Source organism: Raineyella sp. W15-4 (assembly GCF_033170155.1).
Classification (GTDB): domain Bacteria; phylum Actinomycetota; class Actinomycetes; order Propionibacteriales; family Propionibacteriaceae; genus Raineyella.
The window spans coordinates 1,015,664-1,033,637 of record NZ_CP137079.1 but is presented as its reverse complement, the minus strand read 5'-3'; the positions used below and the strand labels follow the sequence as shown (position 1 = coordinate 1,033,637).

The 17,974-nt window shown below is 71.7% G+C and carries 19 protein-coding genes; 4 read left to right on the top strand and 15 right to left on the bottom strand.

Annotation, left to right across the window (positions count from 1 at the left end):
- Positions 1-54: 54 nt before the first annotated feature.
- Positions 55-1,167 carry a hydrogenase expression/formation protein HypE gene (hypE, locus tag R0145_RS04785; RefSeq protein ID WP_317839271.1) on the bottom strand — a complete coding sequence of 371 codons (1,113 nt, stop codon included), beginning with the start codon at positions 1,165-1,167 and terminating at the stop codon, positions 55-57.
- Between the two features lie 208 nt (positions 1,168-1,375).
- On the opposite strand from hypE, the gene R0145_RS04780 reads away from it, so the two are divergent.
- Both R0145_RS04780 and hypD read left to right on the top strand, forming a co-directional pair.
- Entirely contained in the window at positions 1,376-1,651 is a 276-nt protein-coding gene (locus R0145_RS04780) for a HypC/HybG/HupF family hydrogenase formation chaperone (protein WP_317839270.1), read from the top strand.
- Entirely contained in the window at positions 1,648-2,796 is a 1,149-nt protein-coding gene (hypD, locus tag R0145_RS04775; protein WP_317839269.1) for a hydrogenase formation protein HypD, read from the top strand. Before R0145_RS04780 ends, hypD begins: the two co-directional genes overlap by 4 nt.
- 31 nt (positions 2,797-2,827) lie before the next feature.
- On the opposite strand, the gene R0145_RS04770 is transcribed toward hypD, so the two are convergent.
- From R0145_RS04770 to rph, 7 genes are all read right to left on the bottom strand, one after another.
- Positions 2,828-4,219, bottom strand: coding sequence for a hypothetical protein (locus tag R0145_RS04770; RefSeq protein WP_317839268.1), 1,392 nt, complete (start codon positions 4,217-4,219; stop codon positions 2,828-2,830).
- Between the two features lie 156 nt (positions 4,220-4,375).
- Positions 4,376-4,924, bottom strand: coding sequence for a Clp protease N-terminal domain-containing protein (locus R0145_RS04765; protein WP_317839266.1), 549 nt, complete (start codon positions 4,922-4,924; stop codon positions 4,376-4,378).
- 3 nt (positions 4,925-4,927) lie between these two features.
- The gene (locus R0145_RS04760) at positions 4,928-5,146 is read right to left on the bottom strand and encodes an RNA polymerase subunit sigma-70 (RefSeq protein ID WP_317839265.1); all 219 of its coding nucleotides are present in this window, start codon (positions 5,144-5,146) and stop codon (positions 4,928-4,930) included.
- A 78-nt stretch (positions 5,147-5,224) separates the two neighbouring features.
- Positions 5,225-5,734 (bottom strand): dihydrofolate reductase, encoded by a 510-nt coding sequence (locus R0145_RS04755; RefSeq protein WP_317840146.1) that lies wholly within the window; start codon positions 5,732-5,734, stop codon positions 5,225-5,227.
- Positions 5,735-5,784: 50 nt separating this feature from the next.
- Positions 5,785-6,603: a thymidylate synthase gene (locus R0145_RS04750; RefSeq protein WP_317839263.1), complete on the bottom strand. Its 819-nt coding sequence runs from the start codon at positions 6,601-6,603 to the stop codon at positions 5,785-5,787.
- An 11-nt stretch (positions 6,604-6,614) separates the two neighbouring features.
- Positions 6,615-7,265: an RdgB/HAM1 family non-canonical purine NTP pyrophosphatase gene (rdgB, locus tag R0145_RS04745; protein WP_317840145.1), complete on the bottom strand. Its 651-nt coding sequence runs from the start codon at positions 7,263-7,265 to the stop codon at positions 6,615-6,617.
- A gap of 23 nt (positions 7,266-7,288) precedes the next feature.
- Positions 7,289-8,050: a ribonuclease PH gene (rph, locus tag R0145_RS04740; RefSeq protein ID WP_317839262.1), complete on the bottom strand. Its 762-nt coding sequence runs from the start codon at positions 8,048-8,050 to the stop codon at positions 7,289-7,291.
- On the opposite strand from rph, the gene R0145_RS04735 reads away from it, so the two are divergent.
- On the top strand, positions 8,049-8,195 hold the full coding sequence (locus R0145_RS04735) for a hypothetical protein (protein WP_317839261.1): 147 nt from the start codon (positions 8,049-8,051) through the stop codon (positions 8,193-8,195). The genes rph and R0145_RS04735 overlap by 2 nt on opposite strands.
- Positions 8,196-8,220: 25 nt before the next feature.
- Here R0145_RS04735 and R0145_RS04730 read toward each other — a convergent pair whose 3' ends face one another.
- The 4 genes from R0145_RS04730 to clpS form a co-directional block, all read right to left on the bottom strand.
- On the bottom strand, positions 8,221-9,099 hold the full coding sequence (locus tag R0145_RS04730) for an MBL fold metallo-hydrolase (RefSeq protein WP_317839260.1): 879 nt from the start codon (positions 9,097-9,099) through the stop codon (positions 8,221-8,223).
- Positions 9,096-9,902, bottom strand: a complete 807-nt coding sequence (murI, locus tag R0145_RS04725; protein ID WP_317839259.1) for a glutamate racemase — start codon at positions 9,900-9,902, stop codon at positions 9,096-9,098. Before murI ends, R0145_RS04730 begins: the two co-directional genes overlap by 4 nt.
- Positions 9,903-10,043: 141 nt before the next feature.
- A complete protein-coding gene (locus R0145_RS04720) occupies positions 10,044-10,763 on the bottom strand; it encodes a DUF2017 domain-containing protein (RefSeq protein ID WP_317839258.1) in 720 nt (239 codons plus the stop codon).
- Positions 10,764-10,767: 4 nt separating this feature from the next.
- A complete protein-coding gene (gene clpS / locus R0145_RS04715; RefSeq protein ID WP_317839257.1) occupies positions 10,768-11,079 on the bottom strand; it encodes an ATP-dependent Clp protease adapter ClpS in 312 nt (103 codons plus the stop codon).
- 72 nt (positions 11,080-11,151) lie between these two features.
- On the opposite strand from clpS, the gene R0145_RS04710 reads away from it, so the two are divergent.
- The gene (locus tag R0145_RS04710) at positions 11,152-12,459 is read left to right on the top strand and encodes a nicotinate phosphoribosyltransferase (protein ID WP_317839256.1); all 1,308 of its coding nucleotides are present in this window, start codon (positions 11,152-11,154) and stop codon (positions 12,457-12,459) included.
- Between the two features lie 65 nt (positions 12,460-12,524).
- Here the strand turns inward: R0145_RS04710 and malQ are convergent, their stop codons facing one another.
- The 3 genes from malQ to R0145_RS04695 all read right to left on the bottom strand — a co-directional run bounded on the left by malQ (position 12,525) and on the right by R0145_RS04695 (position 17,965).
- A complete protein-coding gene (gene malQ / locus R0145_RS04705) occupies positions 12,525-14,789 on the bottom strand; it encodes a 4-alpha-glucanotransferase (protein WP_317839255.1) in 2,265 nt (754 codons plus the stop codon).
- 182 nt (positions 14,790-14,971) lie between these two features.
- Positions 14,972-16,060 carry an RDD family protein gene (locus tag R0145_RS04700; protein ID WP_317839254.1) on the bottom strand — a complete coding sequence of 363 codons (1,089 nt, stop codon included), beginning with the start codon at positions 16,058-16,060 and terminating at the stop codon, positions 14,972-14,974.
- 99 nt (positions 16,061-16,159) lie between these two features.
- A complete protein-coding gene (locus R0145_RS04695; protein WP_411742074.1) occupies positions 16,160-17,965 on the bottom strand; it encodes a DEAD/DEAH box helicase in 1,806 nt (601 codons plus the stop codon).
- Between the last annotated feature and the right edge of the window lie 9 nt (positions 17,966-17,974).

The following is a 17,974-nucleotide window of genomic DNA, read 5'->3' as shown; positions in this document are numbered from 1 at the left end:
CACGGAGCGACAGCGACCGATCTGCCGGAGGGACGGGAGCGACGAATCCGCTCCTCAGCAGATCCTCGGCAGCGGATCCCCGACCAGCATGTCGACCATCCGGGTGCCACCGAAGCCGGTGACCAGCACCACAGCCGCCGCCGGTTCGGCCACGATCCGGCCGATCAGGGCTGCCTCCTCCCCGCCGGGAAGGCCACGGACCGCAGCCAGCGCCGCGTCGGCCTCATCGGCCGCCACCACGGCCACGAAGGTGCCCTCGTTCGCGACGTAGAGCGGATCCAGGCCGAGCATGTCACAGGCCGCACGCGTCATCTCGCGCACCGGCACGGCCTCGTCCTCGACGACCACGCCGAGGTCCGCGGCCCGGGCCAGTTCGTTGAGCACCGTGGCCAGGCCCCCGCGGGTCGCGTCGCGCATCCAGCGGGTGTGCGGGGCGGCGGCGAGCAGCGCCTCGACCAGGCCGTTGACCGCGCGGGTGTCGGAGCGGATCGGGGCGTCGATGGCGAGGTCGCCGCGGGCGAGCATCACCGCCATGCCGTGGTCGGCGATCGGGCCCGACACCAGCAGCCGGTCGCCGCGCCGCACCTGGGCCGCGCCGAGGGCCCGACCGGCCGGGATCAGGCCCACCCCGGCGGTGGTGATGTAGAGCCGGTCCGCCGCGCCCCGGGGCACCACCTTGGTGTCCCCGGTGACGATCCGTACGCCGGCCTCGGCCGCGGCCCGGCGCATGTCGGCGACCACCCGGCGCAGGGTGGCGATGTCCAGCCCCTCCTCCAGCACGAACGCCGCCGAGACCACCGCCGGTCGCGCCCCGCTCACCGCGAGGTCGTTGACCGTGCCGTTGACCGCGAGTTCGCCGATGCTGCCGCCCGGGAACTCCAGCGGGTTGACCACGTACGAATCGGTCGACATGGCCAAGGAGACCCCCGGGGCGACCTGCCCCAGCGCGGACAGCCCCACCACACCGGCATCGCCCAGCTCCGCCAGGACGTCGTTGCCGTACCCGTCGAGGAACACCGCGTCGACCAACGCGGCGGAGGCCTTCCCGCCGGCGCCGTGGGCCAGCGTCACGTACTCGTCGGTGAACCGCGGCCGCCTGGCCCGGACCCGGCCGATCCGCTCGTTGACGTCCTTCTCGTCGTCGTTGAGGCGATTCTTGGGATCCATCGATTCACTCCGCTCCGCGCGACGGTGGGTGACCGCGGTGGCACCGGGGCCGCGTCCGGGAGGATGATAGTCCCGCGTCGGCGGGCGGCCCGGCCGGGAGCGTACGGAGGACGTACGGGACGTGCACCGAGAACGTCGGGAGCGTACGGGAAATGACGGGCCGCGCACGGAGAACGACGCGCACGGAGAACGTGGAGAGGACGCGGACATGTGTCTGGGAGTGCCGGCGGAGGTCATCGCGATCCCCGATCCGGGCGAGCCGCGGGCCCGGGTGGCGATCAGCGGGGTCGAACGTACGGTCGCCACTGACCTGCTCGCCGACGAGGAACTCCGCCCCGGGGACTGGGTGCTGGTGCACGTCGGGTTCGCGCTGAGCAGGATCGACGCCGAGGAGGCAGCGATCACCCTGGAGCAGATCAGACGCCTGGGCGGCACCACCTTCGACGACGAACTGGACTCGTTCCGGAAGTCGGCGATCGAGTGAAGTACGTCGACGAGTTCCGCGACCCGGCCGCCGCCCGGGCCCTGCTGTGCCGCATCGAGGAGCTGTCCGCTCGGCTCGACCGGCCACTGCGGGTGATGGAGATCTGCGGCAGCCACACCCACACGATCTACCGCCACGGCCTGGAGCACCTGCTGCCGGAGCGGATCGAGTTCATCCACGGCCCCGGCTGTCCGGTCTGCGTCATCCCGATGGGACGGGTGGACGACGCGATCTGGCTGGCGCGGCAGCCCGGCGTGATCCTCACCACCTTCGGCGACATGATGCGGGTGCCCGGATCGCGGGAGTCGCTGCTGCAGGTGCGGGCCACCGGCGCCGACGTACGCTTCGTCTACTCGCCGCTGGACGCGCTGCCGATCGCCCGGGACCACCCGGACAAACAGGTGGTGTTCTTCGCGGTCGGCTTCGAGACGACCGCCCCGTCCACCGCCGTCACCCTGGAACGGGCCCGAGTCGAAGGCCTGGACAACTTCTCGGTGTTCAGCAACCACGTCACCACCGAGCCGCCGCTGCGCGCCATCGTCGACGGCGGTGAGACCGAGATCGATGCCTTCATCGGCCCCGGCCACGTGGCGACGGTGGTCGGCACCCGCGCGTTCGCCTTCCTGGCCGAGGAGTTCAACCGGCCGGTCGTGGTCACCGGCTTCGAACCGCTCGACGTCCTGCAGGCGGTCGCGATGCTGCTGGAGCAGTTCGTCTCCGGCGAGGTCGCCGCCGGCCGGGCCACAGTGCAGAACCAGTACGCCCGGGTGGTGCGCCCCGACGGCAACCCGGTCGCCCAACAACTGATGCGCCGGGTCTTCCGCACCCGCGACACCTTCGAGTGGCGGGGCCTGGGCTGGATCGACCACTCCGGCCTGGGGATCGCCCCCGAGTACGCCGCCTGGGATGCCGAGGCGGCGTTCAGCGTCCCGGGCGTACGGGTCGCCGACCCGCCGGCCTGCGAGTGCGGCTCCGTGCTGACCGGCCGGATCAAGCCGTGGCAGTGCCGGGTGTTCGGCACCGCGTGCACCCCGGCGACCCCGATCGGCACCTGCATGGTCTCCCCCGAGGGCGCCTGCGCGGCGTACTACAACTTCGGTCGCCTGGACCGCGAGACCGCGAACGCGGTCACCATCCGCGACTGAGGCGGCGTCCGTCGGCAGAGCCCTGGAGAGTTCAGCCGGCCGTCACGCAGGCACCGGTCACCCGGATGTCGCCGACCCCGTCGACGAATCCGATGTGGGCCCGGTCGAGCGTGCGATGGCCGCCGTCGCCGGCCTCCCATTCCCCGTGCAGCGGCCAGGGGGCGGCCACGATCCCGCCGGTAGCCCAGGCGTCGACGATCTGACGGGCGACCTTCTCGTTGGCCTGCGTGATCGACAGAAAGTCGTTGTTGTCGGTCGCTGTGGCCGGGTCACGGGTGGTGAACCGGCCGGTGAGCGTCCGGGCGGTGCCGGCCCGCCCGGACGCGTCGGCGCAGGCGGCGTCGGCGATCGTCGGCTGCTGGGGCCACTGCAGGCCCGATCCTCCCGTGTCCAGAGCGATCTGCCGCAGTCGGCCCAGATCGGCGTCGACGTCAACGACCGAGACAGCCAGCGCCGAAGCCGGCGCCGAGGTCAGCATCGAGGACGGCGACGGGGTGGCGCCGCCAGTCGGTGACCCCGCCGACGCGACCTGGGCCCGCCGGACGGCATCGGCCGGCGGTCGGACCAGGGCGACCATCACAGCCCCGGCGAGGGTGGCGGCGAGCATCACCGCGCCGGTGACCGTAGTGCGACGCCGCGCCTGCCGCAGCGTGAACTCCTCGGATCGCAGCGCCAGACAGTGCCGGGCGAGCAGCGCACACCCCGCGGTCACGCCAAGCCCGACGACCAGCAACGGCCCGGTCCACAACGGCACCCACGGCTGACTGACGTCGCCGGCCAGGCACCAGCCCTGTGGAGGGAAGACGGAGCTGGCGTAGACCACCTGTGTCGTGGTGGTCGCGAGTCGCCTGGCGCAGTCGGTGGTCGGATCGTACGAGGACATGGCGAACCACAGCCTCAGGTAGCCGATCCAGGTGGCGCATGCCATCAGAACCGAGGCCAGCGACCACCATCCGGCCCGCCGGCCGAGCGGGCAGTCGACAGGCTTCGGCGCACCGCGGCGGGGCCGGGCAAGCAGCAGGGCACCGCATCCGGTGACGACCGCCCAGCCGACGATGCCGGCGAGCCAGCCGATCTCTCCGGCGGCCTCGGCCAGTCCGCCGGCGACGGCGCCGTACATCCCCAGGGCGATCAGGACCACCACCGCCGCCGCCCCACCGATGGTCCCCGCCCGCCGTGTCACGGCGACAACGCCGGCAGTGACCAGACCGATCACACTGCAGACCAGCACGGAGACCGGGACCCAGATCGGCGAAGCGTACACACCGACCCCCACGACGAGCACAGTCGTGGTGACGTCATTCACCGACCGATGGACCGCGGATATCACGATCCCGAACAGCACCACTGCCACCCAGACCAACGCCGGACCGAGCCAGAGGGCGTGGCCCACGATCCGCAGCGGAGATATACGCGCAGTCACCTCGTCATCGTCCCCCGGACAGGGGTCGCGCCCCGGCCGGGAAGACGATCCACGATGGGTCGACAGCCCGATCCTTGTCGTCGCCGAGCAGATGTTGCCGTCGTCGCAGCACCTGGACGGCGTATGGCACCGACAAGCCGCCCGCCACAAGGCTGCTCAGGCGGTTTCGAGGGCCGTCCAGAACGCCTCGATCGGCAGCACCGCAGCCAGGGCCGTACGGGCGGGGTTCCGCGTGTCGCGCAACAGGCCCAGCATCAGGTGGCGGTCGTCGATCTCCCTGGACTTCATCCGGATCGCCTCCCGCAGGGCCAGCTCCAGGGTCTTCTTCGCGTCGCCGCTGAACGGCAGGCGTCCACCGCCATTGCCGCCGGCGGGTCGTCCGCCGGCCGGACCGTCCAGAACGCCGGGCCCGAAGACCTCGTCGGCCCGGGCACGGATCGCTTCCAGGTCGATCCCCAGCGAGGCGAGCGCCTCGGCGTCGAGGTCGCCCGCGGTGGCCAGTGACGTGCGGACCGCGGCCGCGACGGCGGCAGGATCAGCGTCGACCGCTGCGAGGGCACGGCCCACCGAGGAGGTGGCGTCGACCCCGGCCAGCAGCGCGACGAGCAGGTGGCGGGAGTCGATCGTGGTGGCCCCGGTCTCGGCAGCCACCGCCTGGGCGGCCACGACCGCCTCGCGGGAGGGACGGGTGAATCGCTCGAACATCGGTCAGCTCCTTGTGTCTCGTGCGTACTTCTTGTGGACGGCCTGGCGGGTGACGCCGAGGGCATGGGCGACCTGTTCCCAGGTCCAGCCCAGCTCCCGGGCGCGGTGCACCTGGAGGCGTTCCAACCGGTCAGCCAGCACGTGCAGCGACCGTACGGCCCGCAATCCCAGGCCCGGATCGTCGCCGACGGCATTCGCCGCCAGATCTCTCGGATCACTCATGCGTCAACCATAGTTGACAGCTCGATCGGAGTCAACCTTGGTTGACGCGGTGCTCGTCCCGCGACACGGCACCTGCGGTCAGGCCTGCCACCTGCGCACGTACGTGACGAAGTCGAAGCCGTCGTGGGCCTCGCGGGCGGTCTCGGCCCACCGGGCCGGGTCGACCGGTGGGAAGGTCGTGTCGCCCGTCGGGGTGCGGTGCACCTCGGTGATCTCCAGCCGATCCAGCAGGCCCCAGGCGAGGCGATAGATCTCGCCGCCGCCGAAGACCCAGACGATTCGTCCCGGGGCCGCCTCGGCGGCCAGGGCCAGCGCGGCGTCGAGATCGTGCGCGACCAGTACGCCGGCGGCGTGCCAGTCGGGGTCGCGGGTCAGCACGATGGTCGTCCGTCCGGGCAGCGGCCGGCCCAGGGTGTCGTACGTCCGCCGGCCCATCAGCAACACGTGGCCCATGGTGAGCCGCTTGAGTCGGGGCAGGTCGCCGTCCAGCCGCCAGGGGATACCGCCCTCCGCCCCGATCACCCCGTTGTCGGCGACGGCCGCGATGGCGACGAACTCAGGTCGGTCGCCCGCACGGCCGACGGACACAGCACCCGACCGGCGCTCGGGCCCACCCGGCTCGTCGCCCGACCGCTCGCTCACACCGCCACCGGAGCCTTGATCGCCGGGTAGGGGTCGTAGCCGATGAGCTCGATGTCGTCGAGGGTGAACCCGTCGATGTCGCGTACCTCGGGGTTGAGCCGCAGCTGCGGCAGGGCCCGGGGCGTACGGCTCAGCTGCTCGTGCACCTGGTCGAGGTGGTTGCGGTAGATGTGGGCGTCGCCGAAGGTGTGCACGAAGTCCCCGACCTCGAGATCACAGACCTGGGCGACCATGTGGGTGAGCAGGGCGTACGACGCGATGTTGAACGGCACCCCGAGGAACATGTCGGCCGAACGCTGGTAGAGCTGCAACGAAAGCCGTCCGCGGCTCTCCCCCGCCGCCGGCGGCGCCACATAGAACTGGAAGAAGGCGTGGCACGGGGGCAGCGCCATCTGCGGGATGTCGGCCACGTTCCAGGCCGAGACGATGTGCCGGCGGGAGTCCGGATTGCGCTTGATCGCCTCGATCACCGCGGCGAGCTGGTCGATCGAGCCGCCGTGCTCCGGGTCGGGCCAGGATCGCCATTGGTGGCCGTAGATCGGGCCGAGGTCGCCGTCCTCGCCGGCCCATTCGTCCCAGATCGAGATCCGGTGGTCGTGCAGCCAGCCGACGTTGGTCGAGCCCTGGATGAACCACAGCAGCTCACCGAACACCGAGCGGGTGTGCACCTTCTTGGTGGTCAGCAGCGGGAATCCTGTGCGCAGGTCGAATCGCAGCTGGGCGCCGAAGACGCTGATCGTGCCGGTGCCGGTGCGGTCGTCCTTGTGCGCCCCGGTGTCGAGGATGTGCTGGAGCAGGTCCAGGTACTGCTGCATGACGGTCCCTCTCAGTGGGTCACGACGGGGTGCTCTCGCAGGCCCCTGATGAACGACGCCATCGCCCGCACCGCGCGGCCGCGGTGGCTGATCGCATCCTTCTCCTCCGGGGTCAGCTCCGCCGTGGTCCGCTGCTCGCCGAGGGGCTGGAAGATCGGATCGTAGCCGAAGCCGTTCTCCCCCCGCGGAGCACGGATGATCCGGCCCTCCACCTCGCCGCGCTGCAGGAACTCCTGCCCCGGCGTCCGCCCCGTCGGGTCGGCGACCAGGTCCGGCAGCACCAGGGCCATCGAGCAGACGAACCGGCCGGTGCGCTCCCGGTCGGGCACGTCGTCGAGCTGCGCCAGCACCAGTTGCAGGTTCGCCGCGTCGTCGCCGGCCGGGCCGGCCCAGCGGGAGGACCGTACGCCCGGCATCCGGTTGAGCACGTCCACCTCGAGGCCGGAGTCGTCGGCGAGGGCCGGCAGCCCGGTGTGGGTGACCGCGGCGCGGGCCTTGATCAGCGCGTTGTCGTCGAAGGTCCGGCCATCCTCGGCCGGCTCCGGATACCGCGCAAAGTCGCCCAGCCCCAACACCTCGATGTCGAGGCCGGTCTCGGCCAGCACTCGGCGCAGCTCGACGAGCTTCTTGGCGTTGTTCGTCGCCAGCACCACCCGCTCCAGCCCGTGTCGCCCCACCGTCGTGGTCACTTCCCGACGCCGACCGGTGCGGCCAGGCCGAGGGCGGCGAGCTGCAGGTCGCGCAGCTCCGCAGTGCCCTGGGCGGCGAGGTCGAGCAGGGCGTTGAGCAGGTCGCGGTCGAAAGGCTCCCCCTCGGCGGTGCCCTGCACCTCGATGAACCGGCCGTCACCGGACATCACCACATTCATGTCGGTGTCGGCGGTCGAGTCCTCGTCGTACTTGAGGTCGAGCATCGGCGTCCCACCGACGACCCCGACCGAGATCGCCGAGACGGAGTCCTTGAGCGGCTCCCCGGCGAGCAGATCCCGCTCCCGCAGCCAGGAGACGGCGTCGTGCAGAGCGACGTACGCCCCGGTGATCGACGCGGTGCGGGTGCCGCCGTCGGCCTGCAGCACGTCGCAGTCGATCATGATCGTGTTCTCCCCGAGGGCCTTGTAGTCGATGACAGCCCGCAGGCTGCGGCCGATCAGCCGGGAGATCTCGTGCGTACGGCCGCCGACCCGGCCCTTGACCGCCTCGCGCTGGGTGCGCTCGTTGGTGGCGCGCGGCAGCATCGCGTACTCCGCGGTCACCCAGCCCAGCCCGGATCCCTTGCGCCACCGCGGGACCCCCTGCTCCACGCTCGCCGCCACCAGCACCCGGGTGCGGCCCGCCTCGATCAGCACCGACCCCTCGGCATGGTCGAGCCATTTGCGGGTGATCCGGACGTCGCGGAGCTGGTCGAGGGCCCGGCCATCGGTGCGGGCAGGAACGGTGGATGCGGTCATGGCGGTCAGATTACCCGGCCCCGCCGACATCGAGACCTCCGACGGCTCCGGGCACAGTTGCGACGTCGGTGCGGACGTCGGCCCGACACTCCACGCCATCGTCGAGCGGATCGCCGTGGACGAGTTGCACTATCTGGTGCTCTGAGCGTCACCGATGGGCGTGACCGGCCTCAGCGGCCGCCCACCTCGACCACCACACCCGGTCGGGCGAGGATGATCCTGCCGGTGAACACCCGACCGGCCTCGACCGCCCGCTCCTGCGGATCCTCCCAGGCCGGCACGTGGGTCAGCACCAGGGTGCCGACCCCGGCGGCCGCGGCGCACTCGCCCGCCTGCCGGCCGGACAGGTGCAGATCGGCCGGCAGCCCGTCGGCATCGGGGAAGCTCGCCTCCGCCAACAGCAGATCCGCTCCCCGGGCCAGGTCGTCCAGTGCAGCACACGGGCCGGTGTCCCCGGAGTAGACGAGCGTCCCGGTCGGACCCTCGAGCCGCAGGGCGTACGTCTCGACCGGGTGGGCGACCCGCGCCACGGTCAGCGTGAAGCAGCCGATCCGCTCGGTCCGCCCCTGGCGCAGCGGCCGGAAGTCGAGCGACCGTCCCAGCTTCGCCTCCCGCGGGTCGTCGACCTCGGAGATCCGGGCGATCCGATCGGCGGCACCCGCCGGGGCGTACGTCACCACCGGCCGCCACGGCGCCGTCGCCGAGTAGGCGGCCGCGACGTCCCAGGCCGCCAGGTCGACACAGTGGTCGGCGTGCAGGTGGCTGAGCACGATCGCGTCGATCCGGCGTGGATCGACCTGGCGCTGCAGCGGACCGAAGGCGCCGGCGCCCAGGTCGAGCAGGACGGTCGTGGTGACTCCGTCGACCGTCGCCCGCACCAGGTAGGCCGACGCGGCCGAGTCCGGCCCGGGGCCTGACCCGCTGCAGCCGACGACCACCAGCTCGGCCGCATCACCGACGGCGCCGGCCGTCGCCGTCGAGTCCTGCGCAGGACCGGCGTCGGACCGAACGGCATCGGAGGGACCCGCCGCTGCCGGACCGGCGCTCACAGGAACTGCCCCACCGACTCGATGAACCCGCGTCCCATCAGCCGTTCACCGATGCTGCGGAAGTGCTCCGGCTGACCGGTGGTGAGGAACCGGCGGGTCCCGTCGTCCGGCTGGTCGTTCACCAGGCCGCCGTCGGTCAGCCGTCGGTAGACCGCACGGGCACACGCGTCGGAACTGGAGACCAGGGTCACCCCGTCGCCCATCACGTACGAGACGACCCCGACGAGCAGCGGGTAGTGAGTGCAGCCGAGGATCAGGGTGTCGATGCCGGCCTCCTGCAGCGGCCGCAGATAGCCGCGGGCCACCCGTTCGATCTCCGGGCCGGAGGTGATCCCCCGCTCCACGTAGTCGACGAACTGCGGGCAGGGCCGGGTCCGCAGCTGGATGCCGGGCACCGCCGCCAGCGCATCGGCGTACGCCCCGGACCGGGCCGTGGAAGTGGTGCAGATGACTCCCAGGTGGCCGCCGCGGGAGACCCGGGCCGCGGTGCTCGCCGCCGGGGTGATCACCTCGACCAGCGGGACGTCGTAGCGCTCCCGCGCGTCGTGCAGCACCGCCGAGGAGGCGGTGTTGCAGGCGATGACGAGCATCTTCACGCCGCGCTCGTAGAGGTGGTCCAGGCATTCCAGAGCGAACTCGCGGACCGAGGCGAGCGACTGGGTGCCGTACGGGGCCCGGGCGGTGTCCCCGAGGTAGACGATGTCCTCGTGCGGCAGCTGGTCGACCACCGCGCGCATCACGGTCAGGCCGCCGAATCCGGAGTCGAAGATCCCGATCGGCGCATTCCTGTCGCGTGTGGTCACTCGATGACGATAGCGCGTCGGCTCCCGGAGATAGCCGCCCGCGACCCGTCCCCAGAGGCGGGCCGCCGGAGCCCGAGCCGGCCATCGGAGCGAGCGGCACACCGGAGGAGCGGCGCGCCGGGTGACGCGGCGCGCCTGGCCTCACAGCGCGGTGAGCAGCGTCTCCTCCACGTAGGCCAGCCAGTCGTAGACCTCGAGCATGAAGTCGCGGGCGGCGGGCAGCACCGCCTCCGGGTCCCCCTGGGGGTGCTCATTGCTGATCCCGAGCCGCTCGGCGACGACCAGCCGCAGCGTGGTGAGGGTCCGCAGCCAGGGATCGACCTGCTCGGGCGGCACCCGGACCGGGCGCTGGCCCTGGTCACTGGCCTCCAGCCCGGCCATCACGATCAGGGCGTCCTCGATCTTGCGTTGGCGTTGGTCGGGCTCGGTGTAGCGACGGAACTCGGCGGAGGCCTTGTCGTCGTCCCGGTAGGCGTCCGGGAACAGCCGCAGCAGCACCGGGTCGGTGGGCCGCTCGGCCTCGGGCCGGTGCGGGTCGAGCTCCTGCTCCCACAGGGCGAAGGAGTCCGACCCGTCATCTCCGTCGTCCGCCGCGGTGCCGGCGAAGATGCCGCCCCGCGGCCCGCCCGGCTCCCCCGGCAGACCCAGGTCGACCGGATCGCCGAACAACTCGTCCAGGTCCCGGTCGGCGTCCGGCTCGTCGGTGTCGGGTTCGTCGGGTTCCTCCGCCGGTTCTGGCCCGGTCGCCGCCTCCGGGCTGAGCAGGTCGATGAGCTGGCCGCACAGGGACACCAACAGCCCGACCTCGAACTCCTCCATCGTGGCCTGGTACGCCCGGCCACGCTTGCGGAACCGCTTCACCCGATCACTCCGCCCGTCCGAGAGTGGCCCACAGGCCGAATTGGTGCATCGCGTTCACGTCGCGCTCCATCTCCTCCCGGGTCCCGGTCGCCACCACCGCCTTGCCCTCGTGGTGCACCTGCAGCATCAGCCGCTGGGCCTTGTCCCGGGCATAGTGGAAGTAGGTGACGAAGACGTGCGTGACGTACGACATCAGGTTCACCGGATCGTCCCAGACGACCGTGGTCCACGGCAGTTCGGTGATCGCCTCCTCGGCGGGACGCTCGATGACCGCCGTCCCGCCGGCGGGGGACGTCGGGTCCTCATCAGCAGTCATAGCGGACAGTCTCTCACCCGACGGGGGGACCCGGCACCACCCGGAAGCGACCGGCACCACTAGGCTTTCGATGTGACCAGTTCTGCGCTGTACACCGACCACTACGAGCTGACGATGGTCGAGGCCGCCATGCAGTCGGGCACCGCGCTCCGCCGCAGCCTGTTCGAGCTCTTCCCCCGGCGGCTGCCCACCGGCCGCCGCTACGGGGTGGTGGCCGGCGTGGGCCGGGCGATGCAGGTGCTCCGCGACTTCCGCTTCGGCGAGGCCGAACTCGAGTTCCTCCGGGAGAAGAAGGTCGTCTCGGCGCCGGTGCTGGACTGGCTGGCCGACTACCGGTTCTCCGGCGACGTCTGGGGCTACGCCGAGGGCGAGATCTACTTCCCGGGTTCCCCGCTGGTGATCGTGGAGGGCACCTTCGCCGAGGCGTGCATCCTCGAGACGGTGCTGCTGTCGGTCTACAACTACGACTCGGCGGTCGCCTCGGCCGCCTCCCGGATGACGCTGATGGCGGGTGACCGCCCGTGCATCGAGATGGGCGCCCGACGCGCCAACGAGGAGGCCGCCGTCGCGGCGGCCCGTGCCGCCTACATCGTCGGCTTCGCCTCGACCTCCAACCTGGAGGCCGGACGCCGGTTCGGCATCCCCACCGCGGGCACCGCAGCGCACTCGTTCACCATGCTGCACGACACCGAACGCGACGCCTTCGAGGCACAACTCACCGTGCAGGGCAAGGGCACCACCCTGCTGCTGGACACCTACTCCATCAGCGACGCCGTACGGACCGCGGTGGACCTGGCCGGCCCCGAACTGGGTGCGGTCCGGATCGACTCCGGTGACCTGGCCATCACCGCCCGCGAGGTCCGCGAACAGCTGGACTCCCTGGGCGCCACCAGGACCCGGATCATCGTCACCTCCGACCTCGACGAATGGCAGATCGGCGCGCTCGCCGCAGCCCCCGTCGACGGCTACGGGGTGGGGACCAACCTGGTGATCGGCTCCGGTCACCCCACCTGCGGGTTCGTCTACAAGCTCGTCGCGCGGGCGACCGGCAACGACCCCGATGCGCCGCTGGCGCCGGTGGAGAAGAAGGCGGCCAACAAGGCCACCGTCGGCGGCCGCAAGTATGCCGTCCGCCGGCTGAACGGGCAGGGCATCGCCGAGGCGGAGGTGATCGGTGTCGGCGTCCGGCCGCACTCCGACACCGATGATCGGCCGCTGCTGCACCCGCTGGTGAAGTCCGGCGAGATCGTCTGGGACGACGACCTGCAGGCCGCCCGGACCCGGCATCGCGCCGGCCTGCGCGAGCTGCCCCGCGCGGCCCGGAAGATGTCCCAGGGCGACCCGGTGATCCCGACCCTCTACGAGTCGGACTACGTGTAGGGCGAGCCCGACCACGCGTGGCGTACGGGCCGGACGTCGGGGACACGTACGCATCCGCCGACGCGTCACTCCCCGCGCAGCACCGCCGCCAGCCCCTCGGCGCGGGGTGTCGCCAGGGCGTCCTGCAGCAGCACCGGCCGGCCGTCGGTCCCCGAGAGCGGGATGCGCCAGTTCGGGTACTCCCAGGACGTGCCCGGCTGGTTCTGGATCCGGGTGTCCCCGATCAGGTCGGTCAGTGCGACGTTGAGCAACCGGGCCCGGCTCCGCACCAGATAGCGGTACAGCCCCTCCACCGCCCGCTGCAGCGCCGCCTCGTCGACCGGGTCGGCAGCATCCGGGGTGGCCGTCGGAGCGGGCTCGGTCACCGGTGACGGTTCCACCGACAGTGCCGACGACCCGGTCGCCGGGAGATCGGGACCGGCCACCGGCGTCCCGCCGAGCCGCGCCTCGAGTTGCCCCGCGGTGAACAGCCGGAAGTCGTCCGGCAGCAGGCCGCGGATCCGGCAGGCCTCGAGGAACGCCTGCTGCTCGTCCACCTCCTCGGCCAGTTCCTCGTTCACCGGCCGGGTCAGCACCCCCAGCTCCTGACGCAGCTTGACGTGGGCCAACTGCAGATAGCCGGCGGTCGGCGGCAGGTCGTGGGTGGTCACCGACGCCATACAGGCTTCGCGGTAGTACTCCGGCTCCAGCGGCCGCCCCTCATGGTTCTTCTCCCACCACAGGATCGAGGTGCCGAGCACGCCGCGCTCGCGCAGGTAGTCGCGGACGTACGGTTCGACGGTGCCGAGGTCCTCGCCGACGATCACCGCGCCGGCCCGATGCGCCTCGAGGGTCAGCACACCCACCATCGCCTCGTGGTCGTAGTAGACGTACGTCCCCTCGGTGGCCGGACGTCCCGCCGGGATCCACCACAACCGGAACAGGCCGATGATGTGGTCGACCCGCAGCCCGCCGGTGTGCCGCAGCAAGGTGCCGACCAGCGCCCGGAACGGCGCGTAGCCCTGGCGGGCGAGTTCGTCGGGCCGCATCGGTGGCTGGCTCCAGTTCTGGCCCAGCATGTTGTACGGGTCCGGCGGCGCACCGACGGTTACCCCGCGGGCGTAGAGCTCGGGGCTGGCCCACGTCTCGGCGCCGTACTCGTTGACGCCGACCGCGAGGTCGCCCATCACCCCGATCGGCATGCCGGCCTGCGTGGCGGCGGTCTGCACCGCGTCCAGTTGTCCGTCGAGCAGCCACTGCAGCCACATCTGGAACTCGACCTCGCCGGCGTGCTCCTCGGCCCACACGTCGAGTTCCGCGGAGTGCACGTCACGCAACGGCGCGTCCCAGAGCCGCCAGTCCGAACCGTACGTCGCGGCCAGGGCCATCCAGCGGGCGAAGTGGACCAGGCCCTCCTCCTGCTCGAACCGGTAGCGGCGGTAGGCCTCCTCGCGTTCGGGGGTGCGCTCGGCCTCGTGCACCACACGCAGCGCCTTCAGCTTGGCCGGCCACACCCGGTCGCGGTCGATCCGCTCCCAGGTCCGCGGGTCGTTCTTGATCTGCCGGCGCCGCTTGGAGATGCGGGACCGCTGGGCCCGCGACAGCGTCCGGTACTCCGGGACGTCCTCGATCCGCAGGTAGATCGGGTTGCCGAACCGGCGACTGGTCGGCAGGTAGGGCGAGGCCTCCTGCGGCACCGTGGGCTCGGCGGCGTGCATCGGGTTGGTGAGGACGTACCCGGCACCGCGGGCGACCCCCCAGTCGACCAGCGTGCGCAGGTCCCCGAGGTCCCCGACGCCCCAGGATTCCGCGGACCGTACGGAGTACAACTGGACCATCGGGCCCCAGGTGCGCTCCGGCAGCTCCAGCTGGTCCGGGGCGACGATCATCGGGGCCCACACCGACCGGCCGTCCCACTCGGCCCGGATCCGGTGGTACCCCAGGGGCAGCCCGGTCGGCAGTCGGAACGACGCCTCGCCCATCGCGATGCCGTCGACGACACGGGCCGGTTCCCAGTTGTCGACCTGGTCGGTGAGGACCGTCCGGCCGCCCTCGAGCACCACGGTGACGACGATCGGGTGTCCGTCGGGCACGTGGACGTCGACGCTCCGCTGCTGCGACTGCCGCATCACCACGACGTACGGCAGCACCCTCAGCCAGGCATCGTCCTTGCGCTTCTCGATCGCGGCTTCCGCGGCCTCCGGCGTGCTCCCGTCGACACCCATGGCGGCGAGCACCGACACCAGGGTCTCGGCCGAGACCTCGACATGACGACCCCGCGTGTCGTAGTAGCTGGTGGCGATCCCGAGGTCGCCGGCCAGCCGGTGCAATTGAGGGCTCGGTACTACCACGTTTTTCCTTGCCAGGACGAGGATCGGAGGCGGAGAGAGGCACCGCGGCGCCCCAGGTCCTCAGCCTATCCGGTGTTCCGCCCCGCCCCACCCCACTACGTCGGACACGGACCGGTGGGCCGGGTCACGTCAGTGGGTGCGGACGGATCGCAGCACGAGGGCCGCCACCGGGCCGCCGACGATCATCGGGTGCGGATCACCTGGGTGCGTGCGGCCTTGTCGTGGATTGCCTGACGCTTGCGGTCCCAGACCGGCCACAGACCGTCGAGGTAGCGGAAGAACACCAGGAAGCTGATCGGCAACGCCAGCTGGGAGATGTTGGGCAGCACCCACAGCAGTGCCCGGACAGCGCAGGCGCCCCAGCCGACCGGCTCGGTGGCCCGGCCCCGATCCACCGGTACGACCTTCAGTCCCAGCAGCATCTTGCCGACGGTGGCGCCGCGGAAGCGGGTGAGCAGCAGGTAGTACACGAACCAGACGCCCATCGGGGCCAGGATGGCACCCAGCGCCGGCCAGAAACCCATCACCCCGACCGGGGTGGGGTAGGACTCCAGCAGCGACGCGAGGTCGGTCGTCGACCCCGAGGCGATCCCCTCGAACCACCGGGAGACGGCGTCACTGTACGGCGCCAGCAGCGACGCGGTGGTCAGTCCGGTGACGATCCCGAGCAGGATCGAGTCGATGATGAACGCCGCCAGCCGCGCCCACCAGCCCGCCAACCGCACACCGTCGGCGGTCGTCGGGCCGGTCTGGTAGCCATAGCCATAGCCGTACGCCGGCTGACCGTACTGAGGCTGACCATAGGGCTGCTGACCGTACTGCTGGCTGTAGGGCTGCTGACCATAGGGATAGCCGGTGGGCTGCTGGCCGGGCTGACCCGACTGGCCGTACGGGTAGCCGGCCGGCTGGCCGTAGGGCTGAGCCCCCGGGACCGGGGCACCGGGCTGCTGCTCGTACGCACCCTGGCCTGCGGAGTCCTGACCCGGGACGCCCTGACCCTGACCGTAGCCGGCCGGCCCGTAGCCGGGTTGACCGTTGCCGGGCTGGGTGTAGCCGGCCGGCCCGTACCCCTGCTGGCCGTAGCCCGGCTGACCCGGAGCCTGCTGACCGTAGCCTCCGGCCGCCTCGGCGCCGCGGGTCTGCTCGGTCCACCGGGCACCGTCCCAGTACCGCTCCTGGCTCGTCGGTGCGGCAGGATCCGGATACCACCCGGCGGGAGCGGCGGGACGATCGGGCGGGGTCGAGGGCGTTCCGGGCGCGTTGTCAGTCACGAGCCAAGCCTACGTGTCCCGGGGCCGGCGGACCGCCTGCGGACCGCCCCCCACGCCCCACCGCCTCCACGCCGGCAGGCGCTGGTGCCGTACTGTCCCTCAGCGCGGCCCCCCACCGGTGATCGCCCACTGACGGATCAGGTCGATCCGTGCCTCCAGCATCGCCTCGTCGGCCGCCGCCGACGGCGGCCCACCGGTTGCCTGGACGAGCTTGTTGTGGATCACCCCGTGCGGCAGGTCGGTGCGGTGGTTCCAGGCCGAGACGAGCGAGTTCAGTTCCTTGCGCAGCGCCCGCAGCCGCTGGTGGGTCGCCTGCTGGCGGACCCGGCCGGCCGGATCCTCCTGTCCCCGTGCCGGGTGGGACTCGCTGCGGGCGAGCTGGTCGGCCTGCCGGCGCTGCAACAGGTCCTTCACCTGGCCCGGATCGAGCAGCCCCGGCAGCCCCAGGTACTCCTGCTCCTCCGCCGAACCGGCCATCGTAGTGAGACCGAACTCACCGCCGTCGAAGACCACCTTCTCGAAGTCCGCCTCGGAGGCGAGCGCCTGGAATTGGTGCTTCTCCCCGTCGAGGTCGGCATCGGCGGTGTTCTGCTCGCGCTGGGCCTCGGCCAGCAGGTCGGTCTCGTCCTCGGTCCGCCGCTTCAGCGCATGGTCCCGCTGGACCTCCATCTCCGAGGCGTACGTCAGCAGCCGGGGCACGCTCGGGACGAACACCGTGGCGGTCTCCCCACGGGCGCGGGCCCGGACGAAACGGCCGACGGCCTGGGCGAAGAACAGCGGTGTGGCGGTCATCGTGGCGTACACCCCCACCGACAGCCGGGGCACGTCGACCCCCTCGGACACCATCCGGACCGCGACCATCCACCGGTCCCGCGAGGCGGCGAACGCACTGATCCGGTCCCCCGACTTCGGCTCGTCGGAGAGCACCACGGTCGGCTTCTCGCCGGTGATGTGGTGCAGCATCCGGGCGTACGCGCGGGCGCTGGACTGGTCGTTGGCGATCACCAGGCCACCGGCGTCGGGCACTGACTGGCGTACCTCGCTCAGCCGGGTGTCGGCGGCCCGCAGGACCGCCGGGATCCAGGCCCCGTGCGGGTCGAGGGCGGTCCGCAGCGCCTGGGAGATCATGTCCTTGGTCATCGGTTCGCCGAGCCGGGCGGTCACCTCGTCACCGGCATTGGTCCGCCAGTGCATGTCGCCGGAGTAGGCCATGAACAGCACCGGACGGACGATGCCGTCGGCCAGCGCCTCGGCATAGCCGTAGTTGTAGTCGGGCCGGGACCGCATGGTGCCCTCGCCGTCCGGTTCGTACGTCACGAACGGGATCGGGTTGGCGTCGGAGCGGAACGGGGTGCCGGTGAGGGACAGACGCCGCTTCGCCGGCTCGCAGGCCTCGCGGACCGCCTCACCCCAGCTCAACGCATCACCGGCGTGGTGGATCTCGTCGAAGACCACCAGGGTGTTGTGCTGCTCGATCCGGATCCGCAGCGCGTTCGGGTTGACGGCCGCCCCGGCGTACGTCAGGGCGGTGCCGACGAAGTGTCTGCCCGCCGCGCCGCCCTTGGCGCTGCCCTCCGGGTCGATCAGCAGGCCCACCCGGTCGGCGGCCGAGGCCCACTGGGTCTTGAGGTGTTCGGTCGGGGTAACGATGAGGATCCGGTCGACGATCCGCCGGTTGAGCAGGTCGGCGGCCACGGTGAGGGCGAAGGAGGTCTTGCCGGCACCAGGGGTGGCGACGGCGAGGAAGTCGCGCGGCTCCTCCTCGCGATACTGCCGCAGCGCCGCTGCCTGCCAGGCGCGAAGGTTCTTGACCGTGCCCCACGCGGCCCGGTCCGGGTAGGCGGGCGATAGTCCGCGGGACCGGAGATCGGGGGCTTCGGGGAAGGGGGCACTCACTGGCCCCATGGTAGGCGG